Annotated in this window: 17 protein-coding genes; 12 read left to right on the top strand and 5 right to left on the bottom strand. The window is 33.3% G+C overall.

Translation table 11 applies throughout. The annotated features are described in order from the left end of the window. Nucleotides 1-149 precede the first annotated feature (149 nt). The 7 genes from HMPREF0389_RS00660 (at nucleotide 150) to HMPREF0389_RS00690 (ending at nucleotide 11,618) form a co-directional block, all read left to right on the top strand. Complete coding sequence (locus tag HMPREF0389_RS00660; protein ID WP_049770186.1) at nucleotides 150-1,232, top strand: IS30 family transposase; 1,083 nt, start codon at nucleotides 150-152, stop codon at nucleotides 1,230-1,232. Between the two features lie 242 nt (nucleotides 1,233-1,474). After that, nucleotides 1,475-1,960: a 5-(carboxyamino)imidazole ribonucleotide mutase gene (gene purE, locus HMPREF0389_RS00665; protein ID WP_014261813.1), complete on the top strand. Its 486-nt coding sequence runs from the start codon at nucleotides 1,475-1,477 to the stop codon at nucleotides 1,958-1,960. A 64-nt stretch (nucleotides 1,961-2,024) separates the two neighbouring features. Continuing rightward, nucleotides 2,025-3,377 (top strand): amidophosphoribosyltransferase, encoded by a 1,353-nt coding sequence (gene purF / locus HMPREF0389_RS00670; RefSeq protein WP_014261814.1) that lies wholly within the window; start codon nucleotides 2,025-2,027, stop codon nucleotides 3,375-3,377. 62 nt (nucleotides 3,378-3,439) lie between these two features. Then, entirely contained in the window at nucleotides 3,440-4,486 is a 1,047-nt protein-coding gene (gene purM / locus HMPREF0389_RS00675) for a phosphoribosylformylglycinamidine cyclo-ligase (protein WP_014261815.1), read from the top strand. Beyond that, nucleotides 4,462-5,061, top strand: coding sequence for a phosphoribosylglycinamide formyltransferase (gene purN / locus HMPREF0389_RS00680; protein WP_041250733.1), 600 nt, complete (start codon nucleotides 4,462-4,464; stop codon nucleotides 5,059-5,061). Before purM ends, purN begins: the two co-directional genes overlap by 25 nt. Beyond that, nucleotides 5,027-6,553, top strand: a complete 1,527-nt coding sequence (gene purH, locus HMPREF0389_RS00685) for a bifunctional phosphoribosylaminoimidazolecarboxamide formyltransferase/IMP cyclohydrolase (protein ID WP_156775217.1) — start codon at nucleotides 5,027-5,029, stop codon at nucleotides 6,551-6,553. The genes purN and purH overlap by 35 nt, the downstream gene beginning before the upstream one ends. A gap of 109 nt (nucleotides 6,554-6,662) precedes the next feature. Continuing rightward, nucleotides 6,663-11,618, top strand: a complete 4,956-nt coding sequence (locus tag HMPREF0389_RS00690; protein ID WP_014261818.1) for a phosphoribosylformylglycinamidine synthase — start codon at nucleotides 6,663-6,665, stop codon at nucleotides 11,616-11,618. Between the two features lie 258 nt (nucleotides 11,619-11,876). Here HMPREF0389_RS00690 and HMPREF0389_RS00695 read toward each other — a convergent pair whose 3' ends face one another. Then, nucleotides 11,877-13,070, bottom strand: a complete 1,194-nt coding sequence (locus tag HMPREF0389_RS00695) for a pyridoxal phosphate-dependent aminotransferase (protein WP_014261819.1) — start codon at nucleotides 13,068-13,070, stop codon at nucleotides 11,877-11,879. A gap of 228 nt (nucleotides 13,071-13,298) precedes the next feature. Between HMPREF0389_RS00695 and HMPREF0389_RS00700 the strand changes: the two genes are divergently transcribed. Both HMPREF0389_RS00700 and tnpA read left to right on the top strand, forming a co-directional pair. Then, a complete protein-coding gene (locus tag HMPREF0389_RS00700) occupies nucleotides 13,299-13,682 on the top strand; it encodes a universal stress protein (RefSeq protein WP_014261820.1) in 384 nt (127 codons plus the stop codon). A 207-nt stretch (nucleotides 13,683-13,889) separates the two neighbouring features. Then, nucleotides 13,890-14,360, top strand: coding sequence for an IS200/IS605 family transposase (tnpA, locus tag HMPREF0389_RS00705; protein WP_014261821.1), 471 nt, complete (start codon nucleotides 13,890-13,892; stop codon nucleotides 14,358-14,360). A 423-nt stretch (nucleotides 14,361-14,783) separates the two neighbouring features. On the opposite strand, the gene HMPREF0389_RS00710 is transcribed toward tnpA, so the two are convergent. Further along, entirely contained in the window at nucleotides 14,784-15,218 is a 435-nt protein-coding gene (locus HMPREF0389_RS00710) for a Fur family transcriptional regulator (RefSeq protein ID WP_014261822.1), read from the bottom strand. Between the two features lie 244 nt (nucleotides 15,219-15,462). On the opposite strand from HMPREF0389_RS00710, the gene HMPREF0389_RS00715 reads away from it, so the two are divergent. From HMPREF0389_RS00715 to HMPREF0389_RS00725, 3 genes are read left to right on the top strand one after another with little or no spacing between them, the layout of a single operon-like run. Further along, nucleotides 15,463-15,825 (top strand): ArsR/SmtB family transcription factor, encoded by a 363-nt coding sequence (locus HMPREF0389_RS00715; RefSeq protein WP_049770188.1) that lies wholly within the window; start codon nucleotides 15,463-15,465, stop codon nucleotides 15,823-15,825. Nucleotides 15,826-15,834: 9 nt separating this feature from the next. Then, nucleotides 15,835-16,053, top strand: coding sequence for a heavy-metal-associated domain-containing protein (locus HMPREF0389_RS00720; protein ID WP_014261824.1), 219 nt, complete (start codon nucleotides 15,835-15,837; stop codon nucleotides 16,051-16,053). A gap of 24 nt (nucleotides 16,054-16,077) precedes the next feature. Then, nucleotides 16,078-17,919 (top strand): heavy metal translocating P-type ATPase, encoded by a 1,842-nt coding sequence (locus HMPREF0389_RS00725; RefSeq protein WP_014261825.1) that lies wholly within the window; start codon nucleotides 16,078-16,080, stop codon nucleotides 17,917-17,919. 62 nt (nucleotides 17,920-17,981) lie between these two features. Here HMPREF0389_RS00725 and HMPREF0389_RS00730 read toward each other — a convergent pair whose 3' ends face one another. From HMPREF0389_RS00730 to HMPREF0389_RS00740, 3 genes are all read right to left on the bottom strand, one after another. Beyond that, on the bottom strand, nucleotides 17,982-18,401 hold the full coding sequence (locus HMPREF0389_RS00730; protein WP_014261826.1) for a hypothetical protein: 420 nt from the start codon (nucleotides 18,399-18,401) through the stop codon (nucleotides 17,982-17,984). Nucleotides 18,402-18,474: 73 nt separating this feature from the next. Further along, a complete protein-coding gene (locus tag HMPREF0389_RS00735) occupies nucleotides 18,475-19,806 on the bottom strand; it encodes a D-alanyl-D-alanine carboxypeptidase family protein (RefSeq protein ID WP_014261827.1) in 1,332 nt (443 codons plus the stop codon). A gap of 191 nt (nucleotides 19,807-19,997) precedes the next feature. Further along, nucleotides 19,998-21,026 (bottom strand): polysaccharide deacetylase family protein, encoded by a 1,029-nt coding sequence (locus HMPREF0389_RS00740; RefSeq protein ID WP_014261828.1) that lies wholly within the window; start codon nucleotides 21,024-21,026, stop codon nucleotides 19,998-20,000. Nucleotides 21,027-21,103: the final 77 nt, after the last annotated feature.

Consider the following 21,103-nt stretch of genomic DNA (forward strand, 5'->3'; position numbering starts at 1 on the left):
AAAAGCACTTTGAAAAGAGTGCTTTTTGTGTGTAAAAACTTAATTTGTAAGGTTAATTGTAAAATGAAAATGAACTAAAAAAATTCCATAGAAAATCACGTTTGGTATAATTGAATCACCACAAAACAAAAAAACCAAAGGTGATGACTATGGAATATAATAATACTACAGCAAATTCAAGAAAAAATAAACATTTAAACGATTTCGAAAGAGGACAAATTCAACTTCTGCATAATAAAGGATATTCAGCATACAAAATAGCAAAAGAACTTCGTAGAGCATCCAACACCATAAGAAATGAGTTAAAAAGAGGTACAGTAACTCAAATAAAAGGAATACATGATGTACAAGTATATTATCCGGATACAGGTAAGTTAGTATATGAGAAGAATCGAAAAAATTGCAAAAAGAAATTTAAAGCCTTGAAATGTAGCAAATATTTAGACTTTGTAAAGCAAAAGTTTAATGAAGAAAAATGGTCGTTAGATGCAATTTGTGGATATGCAAAGTTAAATAAGCTATATGAAGGTCAAAGAGTCTGCACCAAGACATTATACAATTATGTAGATATAGGTCTAATAGGAATAAAATCTATTGATTTGCCCTTAAGAGTGAAAAGAAAACCGGCTAAAAAACGAGTAAAAGAAAACAAAAGAAAACTTGGAAAAAGTATAGAAGAAAGACCGCAAGAAATAGAAACAAGAAAAACATTTGGAAATTGGGAAATAGATACAGTAATACCAAAGAAAAACAAAGAAGAAGCATCATTAATAACCATAACAGAAAGAAAAAGTCGAATGGAACTAATCTTAAAATTAAACAGAAGAAAAGCATCCATAGTAAATGAAACATTAAAGAACACATTGAACAGATTGAAGGAACCACAAAAAATATTTAGAAGCATAACAAGTGATAACGGCTTAGAGTTTGCGAAATTATGTGAACTTGAAAAAACATATATAGGAAACATCTATTACTGTCATCCCAATAATCCCCAGGAAAGAGGAACAAATGAAAAGCACAATAGCCTAATCAGAAGATTTCTACCGAAAGGAAAATCATTAAATGATTATGAAGAAGAACACTATATAAAGATAATGAATTGGATGAACAATTTGCCAAGAAAAATCCTAAATTACCGCACTCCTATAGAAGTTTTTATAGAAGAACTAAATAACTTAGGACTTTTAGATGATAATGAGGAATTAGTTCAATTTGATATTGCAATTTAAGACTTAATTTGTAATATTGAATATGAAATAAGGTCGAAGGATAAAAATATTTTATTAAAAAACAAAATCGTTTTTAGAATTTAATAATAAATGTGCTTAAAATGTTGATTTTTTTAATTTTTTTCGTTATAGTGAAATATATAAATATTAACTTTATTAATACAAATCATAGTTCGCATATAATCGTATGATATATATGGATAATACGAAATATATACGGAAAACAAAAAGGAGAAGTAATAATGAAAATAGCAATTGTTATGGGATCGGTATCTGATTACGATAAGGTGAAAGAAGCGTGTGAGTTTTTGAATATGTTAGAAGTTCCTTTTGAGATTAGAGCTTTGTCTGCTCATAGAACATCAGTAGAATTGGATTCTTTTATCGAGAAGTATGATGATGAGATTGATGTTTATATTGCTGCAGCAGGAAAAGCAGCACATTTACCGGGTGTTATTGCAGCAAAAACTTGTAAGCCGGTTATCGGAATTCCTATTAAATCATCCGCTTTAGAAGGTATGGACGCTCTTTTATCTATTGTTCAAATGCCACCCGGAGTACCGGTTGCTACTGTTGCAATTAACGGATCAAAGAATGCCGCTATCTTGGCATGTCAAATACTTTCATTGAAGTATGCGGAACTTGCGGACAAGATGAAAAAATATAAAAAGGATATGGAAACAGATACTTTGAGAAAAGAAAAAGAGTTTTTGGATAGCATTCGTTAAAAGGTAAGTATTTTGTATGATAGGTAAATTATGTTAAGTTCAAATTAAGGGGTGGTTGATTACATTGGCAGGAATTTTGGGGATAAAAAGCACACAAAATGTTAGCAGAAAACTGTTTTATGGTTTGAATTCTTTACAGCATAGAGGACAAGAAGGTTGCGGGATTGCCGTTAATACAGGTGAAGATATCGTTAGAGTAAGACATTCGGGTTTGGTAATTGACTCTATGAAAGAAGATGTATTGGATTCTACAACCGGAAATATCGGAATCGGAAATGTCAGATATGCGATGGCATCTACTTCTGTCAATGCGACAGGAGAGCCGTTTTTTGGTTTTACAAAGGGAGAGAAACTTTCTATTGTCAATGACGGTTCTTTAATCAACCATCAATTGTTAAGAACTCGTCTTGAAGAAGAAGGAATGATGTTTCAAACAAATTCGGATACAGAAGTGATTCTATATCTTATTGCAAGGTATTATGATGGAGATATTATCAAAGCTGTAAAGAAGGCAGCAAGCTATTTGGAAGGAGCTTATTCTTTTATTTTAATGTACCAAGATAAATTGATTGCAGTAAGAGATCCAAACGGATTTAGACCTTTGGTTATGGGACATAAAAATGGAGAATATATTTTTGCTTCAGAAAATGCTGCAGGCGATATTCTCGGGATGACATTTGATAGAGATGTAACACCGGGAGAAATTGTTGTAACCGGAGAGAACGGATTTGTATCACACAGGTTGAAAGACAAAGAAGAAAAGCATTCGTTCTGTATTTTTGAACATGTGTATTTGGCACGAAATGACGCTAACTTGGAAGAAGTAAATGCATATTTATTCAGATGGAGAACAGGAAAAATATTATACGAAGAATCTCCGGTGGATGTAGATTTGGTAGTTCCGGTTCCGGACTCAGGTTATCCGGCTGCGATTGGCTATTCACAAGCATCCGCGATTCCGCTTGGAGAAGGTTTGGTAAAAAATAGATACATGGGCAGAACTTTCATCAAGCCGACGCAAGAAGAAAGAGAAATTGCCGTTCGATTGAAATTAAATCCTCAATATCATGTTGTAAAAGGAAAGAAAATTGTTTTGGTAGATGACTCTATTGTAAGAGGAACGACTTCCAGAAATTTAATTCAAAATTTGAGGGATGCAGGAGCTACAGAAGTACATGTGAGAATTACTTCTCCGCCGGTTGAATATCCATGTTATTATGGAATTGATACACCATCCAGGAACAATCTGATAGCATCGCAACACTCTGTAGAAGAGATAAAAGAAATCATAGGAGCAGATTCTTTATCATTTATTTCTTTGGACGGATTGTATAGAGCGAGTGATTTGGAAAATAGAGATATATTTTGTAATGCTTGTTTTACAGGAAACTATAATGTAGATCCTTGTTTACTGTAATATAGTGATTGAAATATTTTTAGTATAGTACATGGAATAATGACGAAGATAGGAGGATTTGTATGAAAAAAATAACATATGCAGATTCAGGAGTAGATATTACGGAAGGAAATAGAGCCGTAGAACTGATGAAAGCTAAAGTGAAAGAAACTTATACAAACGGTGTTGTAGGAGATATCGGATTGTTTGCCGGAGGATTTTCCTTAGGAAATATGTCAGGTATGGAAGAACCTGTCTTATTAGCATCTACAGATGGCGTCGGAACAAAAATTATGATAGCACAACAGATGGATGTTCACGATACAGTAGGAATCGACTTGGTTGCAATGTGCGTGAATGATTTGATCTGTCAAGGAGCTAAACCTCTGTTCTTCTTGGATTATGTCGCAACAGGAAATGTGCAGGCAGAAAAAATTGCAACGATTGTAGGAGGAATTGCCGACGGTTGTAAGGAGTCTCTATGTGCATTGATTGGCGGAGAAACTGCAGAAATGCCGGGATTGTATTCAAAAGATGAATATGATTTAGCAGGTTTTTCAGTTGGAATTGTTGATAAGAAAAAAATGATAGATGGTAGTACCATTCAAGAGGGAGATATTGTAATAGGACTTGCTTCTACAGGGCTACATTCTAACGGATACTCCCTTGCAAGAAAGTTATTTTTAGAAACGCTAAACTTAAAATTAGATGATGTATATGAAGGAATGTCAGAGGCAATTGGAAAAGCACTATTACGTCCGACAAGATTATATGTAAAAACAATATTGGATTTAATTTCTGAGTTTAATATCAAAGGAATTTCAAATATTACAGGTGGAGGCTTGATTGAAAATGTGCCACGTATTTTGCCAAAAGATGTAGATGTTGTAATCGATACGGAAAGTTGGGAATATCCTGAGATATTTGAAGTGATTCGTCGTTTGGATATGGTTGAAAAAAATGAAATGTATCGAAGTTTAAATATGGGAGTTGGCATGGTTCTAATCGTTCCAAAAGAAGAATCATCTCAAATAATAGACTGGATTCATAACAATACACAAGATCGTGCTTATGCGATTGGAAGTGTTGTGAAAGGAGAACAAAAATGTCGTCTTCAGTTCGGAGAATAGCAGTTTTCGTATCTGGGGGAGGTACAAATCTTCAAAGTTTGTTAGATGCTGAACAAGATAAGTTTTTTCAATCTAAAATTTGTTTGGTGATTTCTAATAGAGAAGATGCTTATGCATTGGAGCGAGCAAAAAATTATAATGTGCCTGCTTTTGTTTTGAAATCAGAAAATGAAATTTTAGATAAGCTATCGGAATATGATATCGATACTATTGTATTGGCAGGTTATTTAAGAATACTTGGAACAACTTTATTAAAAGAATATCAAGATAGAATTATCAATATTCATCCGTCACTTTTACCAAAGTACGGCGGGAAAGGGATGTATGGTTTAAATGTGCACAGAGCAGTTTTTGAACATAAGGAAAAAGAAAGTGGTGCTACTGTACATTTTGTAAACGAGACTGTAGATGGTGGAAAAATTTTGATACAAGAATCTATATCAATTGAAGGAGCAATGTCTCCTGAAGAAATACAAAAGATTGTTTTAGATGTAGAACATAGGATATTAAAAGAAGCGATTTTGAAATTGGAGGAAGAGAATCTTGAAGAGAGCATTATTAAGTGTTACAGATAAGTCGGGAATTGGGGCATTTGCAAAGGAATTAGAGGATTTAGGATATGAAATTATTTCTACCGGTGGAACATTGAAAACAATATGCGACTATGGTGTGAACGCAAAATCAATTGAAGAAGTGACCGAATTCCCCGAGATGTTGGATGGCCGTGTAAAAACATTGCATCCGATGATTCATGGAGGCTTGTTGTATCGTAGAGATTTACCGGAGCATGTCAAAACAGTAGAAGAATACGGAATTCATCCTATTGATATTGTAGTAGTGAATTTGTACGCGTTTGAAGATTCTTTGAAGAATAAGAAACCTCATGCAGAAATGATTGAAAATATCGATATCGGTGGTCCTTCTATGGTAAGGTCAGCTGCGAAAAATTATAAAGATGTGTTGATTGTAACAGATCCAAGCGATTATGATAGGGTTGTAGAATTACTGAAAAATGGATTGGTGGATATGAAGTTCAGAGAAGAAATGGCAATGAAGGCTTTTTCTTTAACAGCTTACTACGACTCCATGATTGCACGATATTTTGCATCCTATACCGGAAAACAATCTAACACATTCACAATAGGTCTAAAAGAAGATAGTACTCTTCGTTATGGTGAAAATCCGCATCAAAGAGCTATGTTGTACTCTGATAATTTTGTAGATGGATTGTTAAGTGATTATGAGCAGTTGCACGGAAAAGAGCTTTCTTTTAACAATCTGAATGATTTGAATATCGCTGTTGAATTGGCACAGAGTTTTGTAAAAGACGGAGTTACCGTTACTGTAGCTTTGAAACACGCTACTCCATGCGGAGTGGGCATGGGTGAGTCTGTGTACGATTCCTACAATAAAGCATATCAAGCAGATCCGCTATCTATCTTCGGGGGAATTGTCGCTTGTACAGGAACGATTGATTTAGATACAGCAAAATTGATGAATGAGATTTTCTTAGAAATTGTATGTGCCCCTGATTTTACAGAAGAAGCATTAGAAGAATTGAAAAAGAAAAAAAATCTTAGAATACTGAAAATAGATTTTTCAAAAGAAACGCTTGATATGGATTTGAAATATATCAATGGAAAAGTATTGATTCAAGATAGAGATTTTGTAGAAAAAGAAGGTTTTGACATCGTAACGATAAAAGAGCCCACTGCTCAAGAAAAACAAGATATGTTGTTCGGTATGAAGGTTTGTCAATATGTTAAATCTAATGCAATCGTATTGGTAAAAAATGGAGTGACGATGGGAATCGGAGGAGGACAAACTTCCAGAATATGGGCATTGAACAGTATCAGGAGCAATCATCCTGACAGAGATTTTCAAGGTTGTGTTTTGGTATCAGACGCATTTTTTCCGTTTTCCGACTGTGTGGAATTGGCAAAAGAAATGGGTGTTACAGCAATTATTCAACCTGGTGGCTCAATTCGTGATCAAGACAGCATTGATAAATGTAATGAATTTAATATGAGCATGGTATTTACCGGAATTAGACATTTCAAGCATTAAATTTTGGAAGAGTATCAATATATGATTGATATTTGATATAATAGATATAGAAAGATACAGAATGTTAATTTCGGTAAAAAAGTATACACGTACAGAAAGGAAGATTGCTATGAATATTTTAATTGTGGGTAGCGGAGCAAGAGAACATGCAATTGGATATAAAATTCACATAGATAACCCTGATGATAAGTTATATTTTGCACCCGGCAATGCCGGATGTAGTATGATTGGAGAATGTGTTGATATTTTAGCAACAGATAAAGGAAAAATAGTAGACTTTGCAAAAAACAATAAAATAGATTTCGTTGTAATAGGTCCGGAAGATCCTCTGTGCGAAGAATTAGCAGATGCTTTAGAATCAGAGCATATAAAAGTTTTCGGAGTAAAGAAAGAGTCAGCTCGATTAGAAGAGAGCAAGGCTTATGCAAAAGAATTTATGAATCAACACAATATGCCTACAGCAAAGTACAAAAAATGTACTACAAAAGAAGAAGCTGTGGCTTATGCTAGAGAATTAAGAACGAATAATCCTTCAAAAACTGTTGTTTTGAAAGCAGATGGATTGTGTCAAGGCAAAGGAGTTGTGATTGCTGAAAATGATACAATGATAGAATCCTATTGTTCTGATATCTTTGACAAAAAAATATTTGGAGAAACTTCTCTAGTTGTTGAAGAATACTTAGACGGATTTGAAATTTCTCAATTATGTTTTGTAGACAATCATACGATTGTTGCAATGCCAACTGTGAAAGATCATAAAAAGATTTATGAAGGAGAAAAGGGAGATAATACCGGTGGGATGGGGACATATAGCCCTAATCTACAAGGGGATGCCTACTATTCCGAGATAGAAGAAAAAATTATGAAACCTTTTATGGAAGGTTTGAAAAAAGAAAATTTAGATTTCCGAGGAGTTATTTTCTTTGGACTTATGGTAACAACGGATGGTGTGAAAGTATTGGAGTTCAATACGCGATTCGGGGATCCTGAGACACAATCTATTATGTTAAGATTAGATACTAATTTGATGGATATCTTTGTTGCTGTTAGTGAAAATAAATTGAACGAAGTAAAGCCTGTTTTTAATGATAAAAAAGTTATTACAACGGTTATGGCATCCAACGGATATCCTAAAAAATATGAAAAGGGTGCTGTAATTGAAGGGTTAGATAAAGTAGATGAAGATGTTACAGTATTTCATGCAGGAACATCCTATAAAGATGGTAAAATTGTGACAAACGGTGGTCGTGTGCTTAGTATTTCTACTGCACAAGACGATTTTGAAACAGCCTATGATAAAGTGTATGATACAATTTCGAAGATAACTTTTGACGGTGCAGTTTATAGAAAGGATATTTCACCATTGGTAAAAAGAGTATATGTTGCTAAAAAAGATAACTATGATATAGAGAGTGAACCTCTAAAAAAAGAGTTGGAAGAAAGTTTGAAGATAACGATTCCTCGCTTGAAAATATATCAACGATACGATATTCAGAATTTAACGGATGAAGAAATAAGAAGAATTTCCAGAACCATTTTGAGTGAGAGTCCGGTAGATGATATTTACTTGTTTGACGATGCATTACAATTGGAAAAAAGATTAGGTCAAAGTATCGTTGTAAAATATCATAGAGGACAGTTTGATCAAAGAGAACAAGGTTTGATAGAAGCAGTCGCGGTAGCAATCGAAAAAGACGATGTATTGGCGAGAAGTGAGAAGGTATATTTTTTTGAAGGAGATTTTTCAGAATCTGAATGGAAACAGATAGAATCTCTGTTGATTAACCCTGTAGATCAACAAAAAGGTAAGTTGTTAGGTATTCCTACTACTTTGGAAGATCAATTTGAGACAGAGATTAACAATGAAATTTATGAAGGGTTTATTGAGTATACAGAATCACAATTAAAAGAATTTTTTCATGAAAAATCTTTAGCAATGAGTTTTGAAGATTTGCTTTGTATCTATCACTATTTTAAAGAAGAAAAAAGAAATCCGAGTCATACGGAATTAGATATGCTGGATACTTATTGGTCTGATCACTGTAGACATACCACTTTCCAGACAATTTTGGAGGATGTTCATTTTCCACAAGTAAAAAATAAGTTGGATGAGTTGGTACAACAGGCATATGAAGATTATTTGAATACCAGAACGGAATTAAATAGAACGAAACCGGTTACGTTGATGGATTTGGCAACCATTGTAGCCAGATATATGAGAGCAAACGGAAGCTTAGAAGATTTGGAAGTATCCGAAGAGATTAACGCTTGTTCTATCAAAGTAAAAGTACGTGTAGGAAACGAATTAGAAGATTATTTGTTGATGTTCAAAAATGAAACACATAACCATCCAACTGAAATAGAACCTTTCGGGGGTGCAGCTACCTGTTTAGGTGGAGCGATCAGAGATCCGCTTTCCGGAAGAGCTTATGTATATCAAGCAATGAGAGTTACCGGTTCAGCCGATCCTAGAGAATCATTGGAAGAAACTCTACCTGGAAAATTACCTCAAAGAAAGATTACACAAGGAGCGGCGAAAGGATATAGTTCTTACGGAAATCAAATTGGATTAACAACAGGTTTAGTTGATGAAATATATCACGAGGGATATAAAGCAAAGCGTATGGAAGTAGGTGCAGTGATTGCTGCTGCACCGGCTGAAAATGTGAAACGAGAAGAGCCTGTGAAAGGAGATGTCATCTTATTATTAGGAGGAAAGACAGGTAGAGATGGAGTAGGTGGAGCGACAGGTTCATCCAAAGTTCACACTGCTGATTCTATCACAACATCATCTGCCGAAGTACAAAAAGGAAATGCTCCTACAGAAAGAAAAATCCAACGTCTCTTTAGAAATCCGGATGCGGCCAAAATGATTAAAAAATGTAATGATTTTGGTGCGGGAGGAGTTAGCGTTGCGATAGGAGAATTAGCTGATTCTTTAGAAATACACTTAGAAAATGTTCCGTTAAAATATTTGGGATTGACACCGAGAGAAATTGCAATTTCAGAATCTCAAGAGCGTATGGCTGTAGTGTTGGATGCAAGAGAAGTCGATAGATTTATGAATCTTTGTTATCAAGAAAACTTAGAAGTAACAAAGGTTGCAGAAGTTACAGACACCGGTCGTCTCATTATGAAGTACAACGATATGGTAATTGTTGATTTATCAAGAGAGTTTTTAAATTCTGCCGGAGCGTCAAGACGTCAGTCTATCAAAGTAGAATCTGTGCAAGAACAAGATTTCTTCAAACCGGAATTACCGGAAGGCTCATTACAGGAACAGTTAGAACAAGCAATGTCAGATTTGAATCGTTGCAGCAAGAAAACATTAGTAGAAAGATTTGACTCTTCTATCGGAAAGAATACAGTTCTTTCTCCATTGGGAGGAGAGTTCCAAATTACTCCAAGCCAAGCGATGGTAGCCAAAATTCCTTCCTTAAAAGGAAATGTCAGCACAGTAAGTATTATGAGCTATGGATTTGACCCTTATCTAAGTGAAAAAAGTACATTTTTAGGTGCTTACTATGCAGTAGTGGAGAGTTTGTGTAAGATTGCTGCAGTTGGTGCAAATGCACTTCTTTCCAGATTATCTTTCCAAGAATATTTTGAAAAATTGGGAGAAGAGGATACAAAATGGGCAAAACCGTTTATGGCTTTGTTGGGAGCATATAAGATTACAAAAGAGTTGAATATTCCACCGATTGGAGGAAAAGATTCCATGTCGGGAACTTTTCATCATCTGAGTGTGCCACCGACTTTAATTTCTTTTGCAGTTGCAACGGAAGATATTGAACAAATTATTTCGACTGAATTAAAAGGAAATGCAAAATTAGGACTCTTAGTTACTGATAGAACAGAAGAAGGCGTGTTAGATATTGATTCCTTCAAAAGAAATTTAGAAACATTGAGAAATGGAATAAAAGACAAGAATATTATCTCCTGTAATGCAATTACTCATAAAGGAAGCTTGCCATTACTATTAGAGATGGCAATGGGAAATAATATCGGAATTGATGTAAGTTATGATGAATCACTGTTCTATGAAAAATTATTCGGCTCATTTGTTATTGAGTACAAAGACGAAATAGATGGAGTAGAGAATATAGGGATTTCTTCCATCACAAATTCAGATTGGATCGTAAATGGAGAAAAACTAAAGAAAGAAAAAATATCTTATGCATATAGAAACACTTTAGAAAAGGTATTTTCACCTGAAATTCCAACAGATGATTCTGTTAAGTTATCTGATATTAAACCAACTGAAAAATCAGTCAGAAAATCCACAAAACCGGTAGATGTACCTAAAGTAATCATTCCTGTGTTCCCAGGTACAAACTGTGAGTATGATTCAGCAAATGCATTTGAACAAGTTGGAGCAAAGGCAGAAATCTTTATCTTGAATAATCTGTCCATCGAGGATATGAAAAAATCCATTGATGAGCTTGCAAGAAAAATATCGGAATCACAAATTCTGTTTATTCCGGGAGGGTTCAGTTTGGGTGATGAACCGGACGGCTCCGGAAAATTCATAGCAAGTGTGATTCGAAATCCAAAAATTGCTGAAGCGATTAACCATCTTCTAACAGAAAATGACGGTTTAATTCTTGGTATTTGCAATGGATTTCAAGCATTGATAAAAACCGGATTATTACCTCACGGAAAAATTTGTGATGTAGAGGAAACAAGTCCTACCTTGACTTACAATAATATCGGTAGACATATTGCAAGAATGGTGGATACAAAAGTAGTTTCTATGACATCTCCATGGTTATCTCATGTAGATGAAAAACAAATATACCGTATTCCTATTTCTCACGGGGAAGGAAGATTTATTTGCACGGAAGAAATGTTAAATTCATTAAAAGAAAACGGACAGATAGCATTTGCTTATTTAGATAACCCGAACGGTTCTGTAGCAAATATCGAAGGAATTACAAGTCCTGACGGAAAAATTTTAGGAAAGATGGCTCACTCTGAACGTGTCGAGAACGATTTATATAAAAATATTCCTAATATGGAAAAACAACAATTATTTAGAAGTGGGGTAGAGTACTTCTTAAAATAGGAAGGATGTAAAAAATTAGTAGTAATATTATACAAAATTAAACATTGAATTATATTGAAATACCGACTTTTAGAATAAGAATCGAAATTCTTATTTTAAGGTCGGTATTTTTATGAGTGAAGAAAAACGTGGAAATTGTTTGATTTTAGTACAAAAATAAAGAAAATCCCACGCCTATGACCTAACTCAACAATGTTATAGCATGTGATTTAGCTCATAAACGAGGGATGTTTAATAGATTTTATTTAAGATAGTACTTTATTTTCTTCCGGGATAAGCTTGAAGAGCTTTGTCCAAAACAGTCATAGCTTTTTGAAGTTCTTCTGTATTTAAAATATATGCGATACGAGCTTCATCTTCACCGATTCCAGGTGTAGAATAGAATCCTTCTAAAGGAGCCATCATTAAAGTTTCTCCGTTATAATCAAACTCTTCAAGACACCAAATAATGAATTTTTCTGCATTATCTACCGGTAATTTAACAGATACATAAAATGCACCTTTTGGTTCTTTACAAATTACCCCATCCATTTTTTGTAGAGCACCATAAACAATATCTCTTCTCTTAGTGTATTCTTCATTTACTTCTTTGAAATAATCAGTAGGTGTTTTGTATAATTCTATTGCACCTATTTGTTCTATTGTAGGTACGCATAATCTTCCTTGACATAATTTTAATATTTCTTGGATAAGATCCTTGTTTTTGGAGGCAATAGAACCGATTCTTGCTCCGCAAGCACTATATCGTTTTGACACGCTGTCAATAATGATGACTCTATCTTCTGCTTCTTTGAAGTTTCCAAGAGAAATATACTCTAATCCATCGTAAACAAACTCACGATAAACCTCATCAGCAAGAATAAATAGATTGTGTTCAATACAAATATCAACAAGCATTTTTAATTCGTCTTTTGTATAGACAACACCGGTAGGATTTCCGGGATTTGATAGAATAATAGATTTTGTATTGGGCTTGATTTTTTTGACTAAATCTTCTTTTTTGGGAAGATGAAAACCTTCTTCTGCTTTAGTAGTGATTCCATCTACGGTAACATTTACTGCTGAAGCAAATCCGTTATAATTTGTATAGAATGGTTCAGGAACTAAAACTTCATCTCCTGCGTCACAAGTTGCGATAATGGCAAATAAAAGAGCTTCGCTACCACCGTTGGTAATCAATATTTCATCGTCTTGAAAATCCATATTGTATGTTTTGTAGTAGTTGGAAATTGCTTTGATTAACTCCGGATTTCCTTGAGAACCATCATATGCCAAAACTTTTTTATTAAAGTTTCCTAATGCTTCAAAAAATGCAGGTGGAGTTTTGATATCGGGTTGACCTATATTCAACGGATATACTTTTTTTCCTGCTTTTCTTGCTTTTTCTGCATAAGGAACAAGTCTTCTGATAGGAGAAGCTTGCATAGAAGTAATACGGTTTGAAAATTTCATAATTTATCCTCCAAATAGAAAAATTTTACATAATAAAGTATGTAATTATAGTGATATAGTATATATTATATACAAAAAAATGAAAGATTGCAATTGAATGTAATGTTTTAAAAATTATTCTTTCTATTTTACATTTGATGTGTTTTAAGATATAATATGTAGTGTACAGGATAGATGAAAATCATGTGGTTCTTTTATACATTAACTGAGACTCGAGAGGTGTAACAAATGGAGAATATAATGGTTTGTGTGACAGGACAGATGCAGTGTAAGAGACTATTGTCGTACGCACTTGATTTACAGAAAGATAAAGAACAAGAGGTTTATTTGGTGCATGTTTCAGTAACAGAAAATAAAAATTTTACTGATTCGATGGATGCACTGGAGTATTTATATGATCAAGCGGTAAAGAATGGTGCAAGTCTTAGTGTTTTGAAGCCGAAAACAACGATATTAGATACTCTTGTAGATTTTATCAAAAAGAATCACGTTGTTTCGGTAGTGATGGGAGAGACAAGAGAGGCGATATCAGAAAACAGTATGATAGAGAGACTCAAAAAGAAAGCAAAAGAAAGTGATATGGAGATAGAAATTCATATCGTAAAGAAATAGAAGGACTATTATACACAATATATAGTCTTATATGTAAAACGAAAACTAGGAAATTAGAATATTCCTAGTTTTTTGTATAAAGAAAACCACGCGATAGTCGCGTGGTTCAAAAAAGCTTAAGCGGTGAAAAAAAACCTCCTAATGTGCTAAACTGTATAAAAGCCTGCCAGCTGATGAAAAACAGAATAGATTAGGAGGAACATTAAAATGTCTCAACAAAATAATGTCAATAACAGTTTAGCACATACCAAATGGAATTGTAAGTACCATGTAGTATTTGCACCAAAATATAGAAGAAAAGTCTTTTATGGAGAAAAAAAGGAAGCGATAAGAGATATAATAAGAACATTATGTCAGTGGAAAGGAGTTGAAATAATAGAAGGAGAAGTTTGTCCCGATCATATACATCTATTACTTAGTATACCACCAAAAATAAGTGTATCGAGTTTCATGGGATATCTGAAAGGAAAAAGCAGTCTAATGATATTTCAAAAATATGGAAACATGAAGTTTGCATATAGAAACAGAGAGTTTTGGTGTAAAGGATATTACGTAGATACCGTAGGTAAAAATACAAAAGCAATACAGGAATATATATCAAATCAATTGAAAGTAGATAGAGAAAGTGATCAATTAAGTATATTTGATCCGAGAGACCCGTTTACGGGTAGCAAATAAAAAATGCATGGCTGGCAGGCCAATAAAAAGCACACGTGTGTGCTGCCAGTTAAGATAGGGCTATGCCCGAAAATGAAAAACCACCGGCTATGCCGGTGGATATTTATTTATTATTTCTGCATTTTTTCACTAAATATATTATAACAATTTATACCATTGTAGAAATCATACCAAAATCCGATTAAATTATTGAATTTATCCAACCTCTACAAATTATCCTTTTGATTGTTTCATGAATCAGTTTATGTACACTTTCACAGAGTTTGTTGATAACTTTTTTAAGTGTCTGAAACAATTCGTTTTTCAGGGAATCGTGAAATGTTTCTGTTGAGTTTTAAGTATAAGATAACTTTATAAATAGATATAAGATGTGTTTTACATAATTTAGGAAAATTATAATCAGGTTGAATAAATGATTTTGCTTTAAAGTAATGATTTATTTTTTTGTTCTTCAAAATTTTTTTGACATTTAGGGCATATTCCAACAAATTCTAAATTATGACTAAGAATGGCGTATCCTGTTTTTTTATGGATAGACTGTTCAATTTCATTCATTGGACAATGGGGTAGAGTGGTGACAGCATTGCATATTTTGCAAATTAAGTTATGAGAGTGTTGGACACAGTTTCTTTGGTAGCAACTTTTTCCATCCATACCGGTATTTTTTAACAAAATACCATTGTCAGACAAAAATCCTAAAATTCGATAGACAGTAGATAGACTCATAGATGTTGATTGTTTGATTACAAAAAAAAGTTCTTCTGCTGTAATTGGAGCATTATAACGATCAATCGTTTCTAATATTATTTTTCTGTTCTTCGTCATTTTAATATTATTTTTTTCATTATTGTTATTCATTATTACAATCCCTCCATTCCTGAAATTATTTTTTAACCTAAATATATTAATATCATATCTTATTGAAAAAATTTTCGCAATATTATTTTCTATAAGCATACTTGTATAGATTCATTTTGTTTAAGGTGATGTGTTGACATGTAGATTGATAAGGGATATAATTTACTTACAACATATGAACATATGCTCATCTATAGATTTGTTAGACTGTTATGTTCTGAAAATTTTTTTAAGGAGGAGGACTATGGTTTCCGGAAAATTTGACAGCAACAAAGATTACATTCATACTCAGGAAGATATTGTAGAAGTCTTAGAGAATACTATGCCTCAGGAGGAAGTTCTTTATGATTTAGCAGAACTATTTAAAGTATTTGGTGATTCTACAAGAATTAGAATTTTATATGTATTATTTGAAACGGAAATGTGTGTATATGACTTGTCAAAAATATTGAATGTCACTCAGTCTGCTATTTCTCATCAATTGAGAGTTTTGAAACAAAATAAATTGGTAAAGTTCCGTAGGGAAGGGAAAAATATTTTTTATTCACTTGCTGATGAGCATGTTCGGACAATTATCAATCAAGGAATGGAACATATTGAAGAATAGGAGGATATCATGAAAAAGAAATTAAAACTACAAAATTTAGGCTGTGTGAACTGTGCTATGAAAATGGAGACGGAAATTAAGAAATTAGACGGTGTTCAAGATGCATCTGTGAACTATATGTTTCAAAAGTTGGTGATAGAATGTGATGAGGATAAGTTTGATTCTATTTTTGATTCCGCTAAAAAAATATGTAGTAATATTGAACCGGATTGTGTTCTCATCAAGTAATTTTTGAAAAGTTGGTGATAGAGAATGAATCAAAATCAAAAAAAAGAAAGAAATAAGATAATAATAGCATCTGTTATTTTTGGTATTTTTCTCTTTACAGATATCAATGAAACCATTGATTTTATAAAGTTTTTGCTGTTATATCTCTATATAGGATGGGATATATTAAAGAAATCATTTAAAAATATAATAAACGGAAATGTCTTTGATGAGAATTTTTTGATGAGTATTGCAACTATAGGTGCATTTTTGTTGGGAGAATATCATGAAGCACTTGAGGTTATGATTTTTTATAGAGTAGGAGAATTGTTTCAAGACTATGCGATGGAACAGTCAAGAGAATCAATTGTTGAATTGATGAATATTGCTCCTGAATACGCGACTTTGAAACAAGGAGATGAATTTGTTCAAGTAGATCCGGAAGATGTTTCTGTGGGAAGTATCATTATGGTAAAAGCAGGTGAAAAAATCCCTTTAGATGGAAGAGTTGTTAGTGGAAGTTCTATGCTGAATACAGCTGCTTTAACCGGGGAATCTAAATTAAAGACGGTTACAGAAGGGGATGAAGTTGTCAGTGGATGTATCAATGTAAATCATGTTTTGATGATACAATCCACAAAGAGTTATGAAGATTCAACTGTTTCTAAAATTATGGAATTAGTAGAATCTTCTTATGAGAAAAAAGCAAAGACCGAAAAATATATTACCAAATTTGCAAGATACTATACACCGTTTGTTGTCATATTTGCAGTGGTATTGTGTTTGATTCCTCCTGTTTTATTTCATCAATCCTTCCATACATGGATTTATCGCTCCTTAACGTTTTTGGTTATTTCTTGTCCTTGTGCGCTAGTTGTTTCTATTCCGCTAAGTTTTTTCTCCGGAATCGGTTCAGGAGCACATCATGGTGTTTTGATAAAAGGCGGGGAGTATATTGAGAGATTGTCGAATTTGGAGACAATTGTTTTTGATAAGACGGGAACTTTGACAGAAGGCAATTTTAAAGTGGAGGGGTTATATTCCGATAGTATGCCACAAGAGTTATTGTGGGATTATGTAGTTTTGTCGGAAGTTTATTGCAATCATCCAATTGCGATTTCTTTAAGAGAACAGTATCATGGAAGTATTGATTATAAAAGGATAAAGGATTACAGAGAATTTGTTGGACTTGGAATTGTATCACAAATTGATGATAAAGAGATATGCATAGGTAACGAAAAGTTGATGAGACAAGAGGAAGTAACCATTGATAATACTATCCTATGTAACAGTAATGTAGTATATATCGCTATTGATCATGAATATGTAGGGTATATTCTTCTGGAAGATAAGATAAAAGAAGATTCCCCTGAGGTAATCGATAGAATAAAGAGCATGGGTATAAAAAATATTGTTATATTTACCGGAGATGAAGAAGAGATATCAAAGAGTGTAGCAAAATCTTTAGGAATAGAGAATGTATGTTATGAACTTTTACCTCAAGATAAAGTGTATCATATCGAAGAGTTACTACACAGTAAAAGTAAGAATAAGTTTGTAGGATTTGTGGGAGATGGTATCAATGATGCTCCTGTTCTTTCAAGAGTGGATGTCGGAATTTCAATGGGAAGATTGGGAAGCGATGCAGCGATAGAAGCATCTGATGTTGTGCTTATGGATGACAATATCTTAAAAATACCATTTGCTATCGAATTATCCAAACGAACTATGCTTATCATAAAAGAAAATATTATATTTTCTTTAGGTGTAAAAGGGATTGTATTATTCTTGACAGCTGTCGGAATATTAGGAATGCAATGGGCTGTTTTTTCTGATGTGGGTGTCAGTGTTTTGGCGATATTAAATGCATTTCGTATAAAAAAATAAAAAAGCACTGTTTTTTTAGAGATAGAAAAACAGTGCTTTTTCTTTGGTCTATCTTATTTTTGTTAGATGGATGGTAAATATTTTTTTAGTTTATCTTCAATATGTGTACTATCATCCACATTAAATGCGATGATAATAGTGAATTCTCTTTTTTCAGATAAGGTGTCTACTAATTCGATGAAATCCACAACCGATTCATCTATAGTAGGGATAATTTTATCCAAACTATCAAGGTAGATTGTGTTGATATCATAATTTGCACTAATCAAACCACACAAAAGTCCATAGACAGAATTTGTACAACTGATTTGAAATTCTTCTGTAGAGATAAAACGAATATCTCTATGTAGCTGATGTAAATGTTTAGGAGTAGGTTCTATAAAGACGATTTCTCCAGTCGTTGTTTCAGCTTCTGTATTTGCCATTTCCAACATTTTTTTAGTTTTCCCACTACCTGCTTCTCCTAAAAATAATTTAACCATGAAAAAGACCTCCTTGAAATTAGTTAAAATGTGAAACTTCTGTAATATGACAAATGAATATCAAAAAATGATATCATTGTACGCGATAGGAAGAATGACTGAGTTTTCTTCTTCTCTTTCTTCTTCTTTTTTTTGAAATAAGTCTAACAGCCGCAAAAATAGTAATTAAAACGATAAAAATTCCAACCATTGTAAGAACACTCAAGAACTTATGATTTTTTGAAAAATGAACGAAACCCTGTAAAGAATAGACGGAGTGTATTTCATTTTTTGCAAATATAGGTAATTCTTCAAGAATAACTCCATTGTCTTTTAGTTTTAATGTTCCGATTTCTTCATCCACATGAATAGGAAACTTTATATTTTCATTTAGAAAAACCTCTTGTTCTATCTCACTCTTACTATTAATATTCTCTATAGAATAATAATCTTCCTTTACATAGAAATCTAAATTTTTTTCCAAACTATCTACGATAACAGTTGTACCTGCTACCTCATTTGCAGTGAAAATCTTTTTCTTAGTAAAATTTTGGAATCCGTAGTCTAATAATTTTCTGGAATTAGCATATACTTCAAGGCCTTGATTTTTCATTACAACGGCAATTAGACGAATACCATTTTTTTCACCGCTGGAAACTAGACATTTTCCTGCTTCCGGAGTATAACCTGTTTTGATTCCGTCAATGACATCGTATTTGATAGGAGTACTGATTCCTTTATAGTCTATAGTTTGTTTGGACCATAAAAATTTGTTTGTGTTTCTGAAATACCTTATTTCAGGGGTTTGTTCTGTAGCATGAATTTGTACGAAGTCAGTTGACACAAGTTCTCTAAACTTTGGATTTTTCATGGCTTCTCGTGCAATTAGAGCAAGATCGTAAGCAGATGTAGTGTGATTGGGATCGTGCAAACCGTTTGGATTCACAAAGTGTGTATTTTGACAACCAATTTCTTGGGCTCGTTGATTCATCAAGTTAGAAAATTCTTCAACGGATCCGGAAATATTTTTAGCAAGTAATATGGCAGCATCATTTGCAGATTTTACCAGCAATCCTTGTAATAATTCTTCTACAGTGAATGTTTCACCGGGAAGAAGGTACATTGCACTTCCGTCAGCCGGTCCCATGTCTTCGGGAACGGTAATTTTTTGATTTAAATCAAGATGTTCCAGAGTCAGTAAGGCAGTCATAATTTTTGTGGTAGATGCCGGATAGACAGGTACATCCTTTTGTTTTTCATAGAGAATTTTACCTGTCTCTTCTTCTATCAATACTGCTGTAGAACAATTTAGCCCAAGTGAAGGAGTATTGGTGGCTACAGCATGTATATCATGTAAAAAGACTGTATTAAAAAAAATGATGACTGCGAATAACAAATTTTTTGTTTTTAGATTATATTTTGACATCAGAAATAAATCCTCCCTGTAAAACAATTATGTACTTTCCTGTAAAACAATTATGTACTTTATAGATTATATATGAATTATTAGATAAAATGCAAGTAAATCATATGAAACAAAGTTATATTTTCATTGAAGTTTTTCATTTAACATTAAAAAGGCTCCAGTTCTGTTTCTGGAACCTTTTTGGTCATTTATTACTTTAGAACACCGAAAACATATCCTTGATCTTTATAATATTGAATAATTTGAGGAAGTGCTTCAGCTGTGAATTTTTTATTTTCAGCATCATGCATCAATACGACAATTACATCCTGATTTTTATTTTGTTGAGTTGTTTTTACCGTAAAATCATACATTCCTTGTGCAGATGTTGGTCTTGTACGTCTTGGCTCTCCGTCTCCACACAGTGCATTCCAGTCAATCCATTCAACACCATATTTAGAAAGTGCAGTATCAGCAGCATCCATATTTTTCCAAGACATATGCCCGCCCGGATATCTAAAAACTTTGGAATTGAAGCTTGGACCGAATATATTTTTCATGGCAGTAAGGGTATCCATATACTCTTTTGTGATATGTTGTACGTTTGCAACTCTGTTTGGATACAGTATTTTGTAGTTATGTGTAAAGCTATGAATCGCAATTGCATGACCTTCCTCTATCTCGCGGAGGAGAACGGATTTATTTTTTTCGCCTACTGTTCCGCCGACAATGAAGAAAGTCCCGTGAACTCCATGTTCTTTTAGAGTATCCAACACAATAGGTGAAATTTTCTGGTTTGCTCCGTCATCAAAGGTTAAAAACACCAATTTGTCTTTTCCTGTATATGTTGTTTTTCCGGAGATATAGTTCCGAATTTCTTTTGTGTCATATGCATATTCTTGGGCAGCACCTATGTGATTGGAGTCAGGAACAATAGAGAATTTCCAATTCAAAGTTTTTTCAAGCATTTCTGTGGGTCGATTGACAGGAGACAGCACAAAAAGAGATTCACGAGAATATAGTGTTGTTTGATTAGAACGCTCAAGCGGTGTACTTTTTTCAGAAAAAATTAATGCAATTCCCTTTCCGATTCCTAAGGAAAATGCTGCGACTATGAATAGAATAATAATATTTTTTGCAAGACGATACTTCTTTCTTTTTTTTCTTCCGGAAGTCTTTGGAACTGAAGTATATGTGTTAACTTCATGTGATGAAGTAGAGTAAGTATTTTTATAATTCATTTTGATATTCCTTCCTTTACTGTTATATTAATCTGACTTTAGTGTTATTGTACAACAAATATTGCAAAAAAAGGTTA

Source organism: Filifactor alocis ATCC 35896, assembly GCF_000163895.2.
GTDB classification, from domain to species: domain Bacteria; phylum Bacillota; class Clostridia; order Peptostreptococcales; family Filifactoraceae; genus Filifactor; species Filifactor alocis.

What these genes read in the sequence shown, in the direction of transcription:
- HMPREF0389_RS00710 (WP_014261822.1), bottom strand. Translation starts at nt 15,218, where the DNA reads ATGAATAACAATAATGAAAAAAATAATATTAAAATGACGAAGAACAGA.
- HMPREF0389_RS00660 (WP_049770186.1), top strand. Translation starts at nt 150, where the DNA reads ATGGAATATAATAATACTACAGCAAATTCAAGAAAAAATAAACATTTA.
- purE (WP_014261813.1), top strand. Translation starts at nt 1,475, where the DNA reads ATGAAAATAGCAATTGTTATGGGATCGGTATCTGATTACGATAAGGTG.
- HMPREF0389_RS00695 (WP_014261819.1), bottom strand. Translation starts at nt 13,070, where the DNA reads ATGAAATTTTCAAACCGTATTACTTCTATGCAAGCTTCTCCTATCAGA.
- HMPREF0389_RS00725 (WP_014261825.1), top strand. Translation starts at nt 16,078, where the DNA reads ATGAATCAAAATCAAAAAAAAGAAAGAAATAAGATAATAATAGCATCT.
- purN (WP_041250733.1), top strand. Translation starts at nt 4,462, where the DNA reads ATGTCGTCTTCAGTTCGGAGAATAGCAGTTTTCGTATCTGGGGGAGGT.
- HMPREF0389_RS00690 (WP_014261818.1), top strand. Translation starts at nt 6,663, where the DNA reads ATGAATATTTTAATTGTGGGTAGCGGAGCAAGAGAACATGCAATTGGA.
- HMPREF0389_RS00735 (WP_014261827.1), bottom strand. Translation starts at nt 19,806, where the DNA reads ATGTCAAAATATAATCTAAAAACAAAAAATTTGTTATTCGCAGTCATC.
- HMPREF0389_RS00720 (WP_014261824.1), top strand. Translation starts at nt 15,835, where the DNA reads ATGAAAAAGAAATTAAAACTACAAAATTTAGGCTGTGTGAACTGTGCT.
- purM (WP_014261815.1), top strand. Translation starts at nt 3,440, where the DNA reads ATGAAAAAAATAACATATGCAGATTCAGGAGTAGATATTACGGAAGGA.
- HMPREF0389_RS00740 (WP_014261828.1), bottom strand. Translation starts at nt 21,026, where the DNA reads ATGAATTATAAAAATACTTACTCTACTTCATCACATGAAGTTAACACA.
- HMPREF0389_RS00715 (WP_049770188.1), top strand. Translation starts at nt 15,463, where the DNA reads ATGGTTTCCGGAAAATTTGACAGCAACAAAGATTACATTCATACTCAG.
- HMPREF0389_RS00700 (WP_014261820.1), top strand. Translation starts at nt 13,299, where the DNA reads ATGGAGAATATAATGGTTTGTGTGACAGGACAGATGCAGTGTAAGAGA.
- HMPREF0389_RS00730 (WP_014261826.1), bottom strand. Translation starts at nt 18,401, where the DNA reads ATGGTTAAATTATTTTTAGGAGAAGCAGGTAGTGGGAAAACTAAAAAA.
- tnpA (WP_014261821.1), top strand. Translation starts at nt 13,890, where the DNA reads ATGTCTCAACAAAATAATGTCAATAACAGTTTAGCACATACCAAATGG.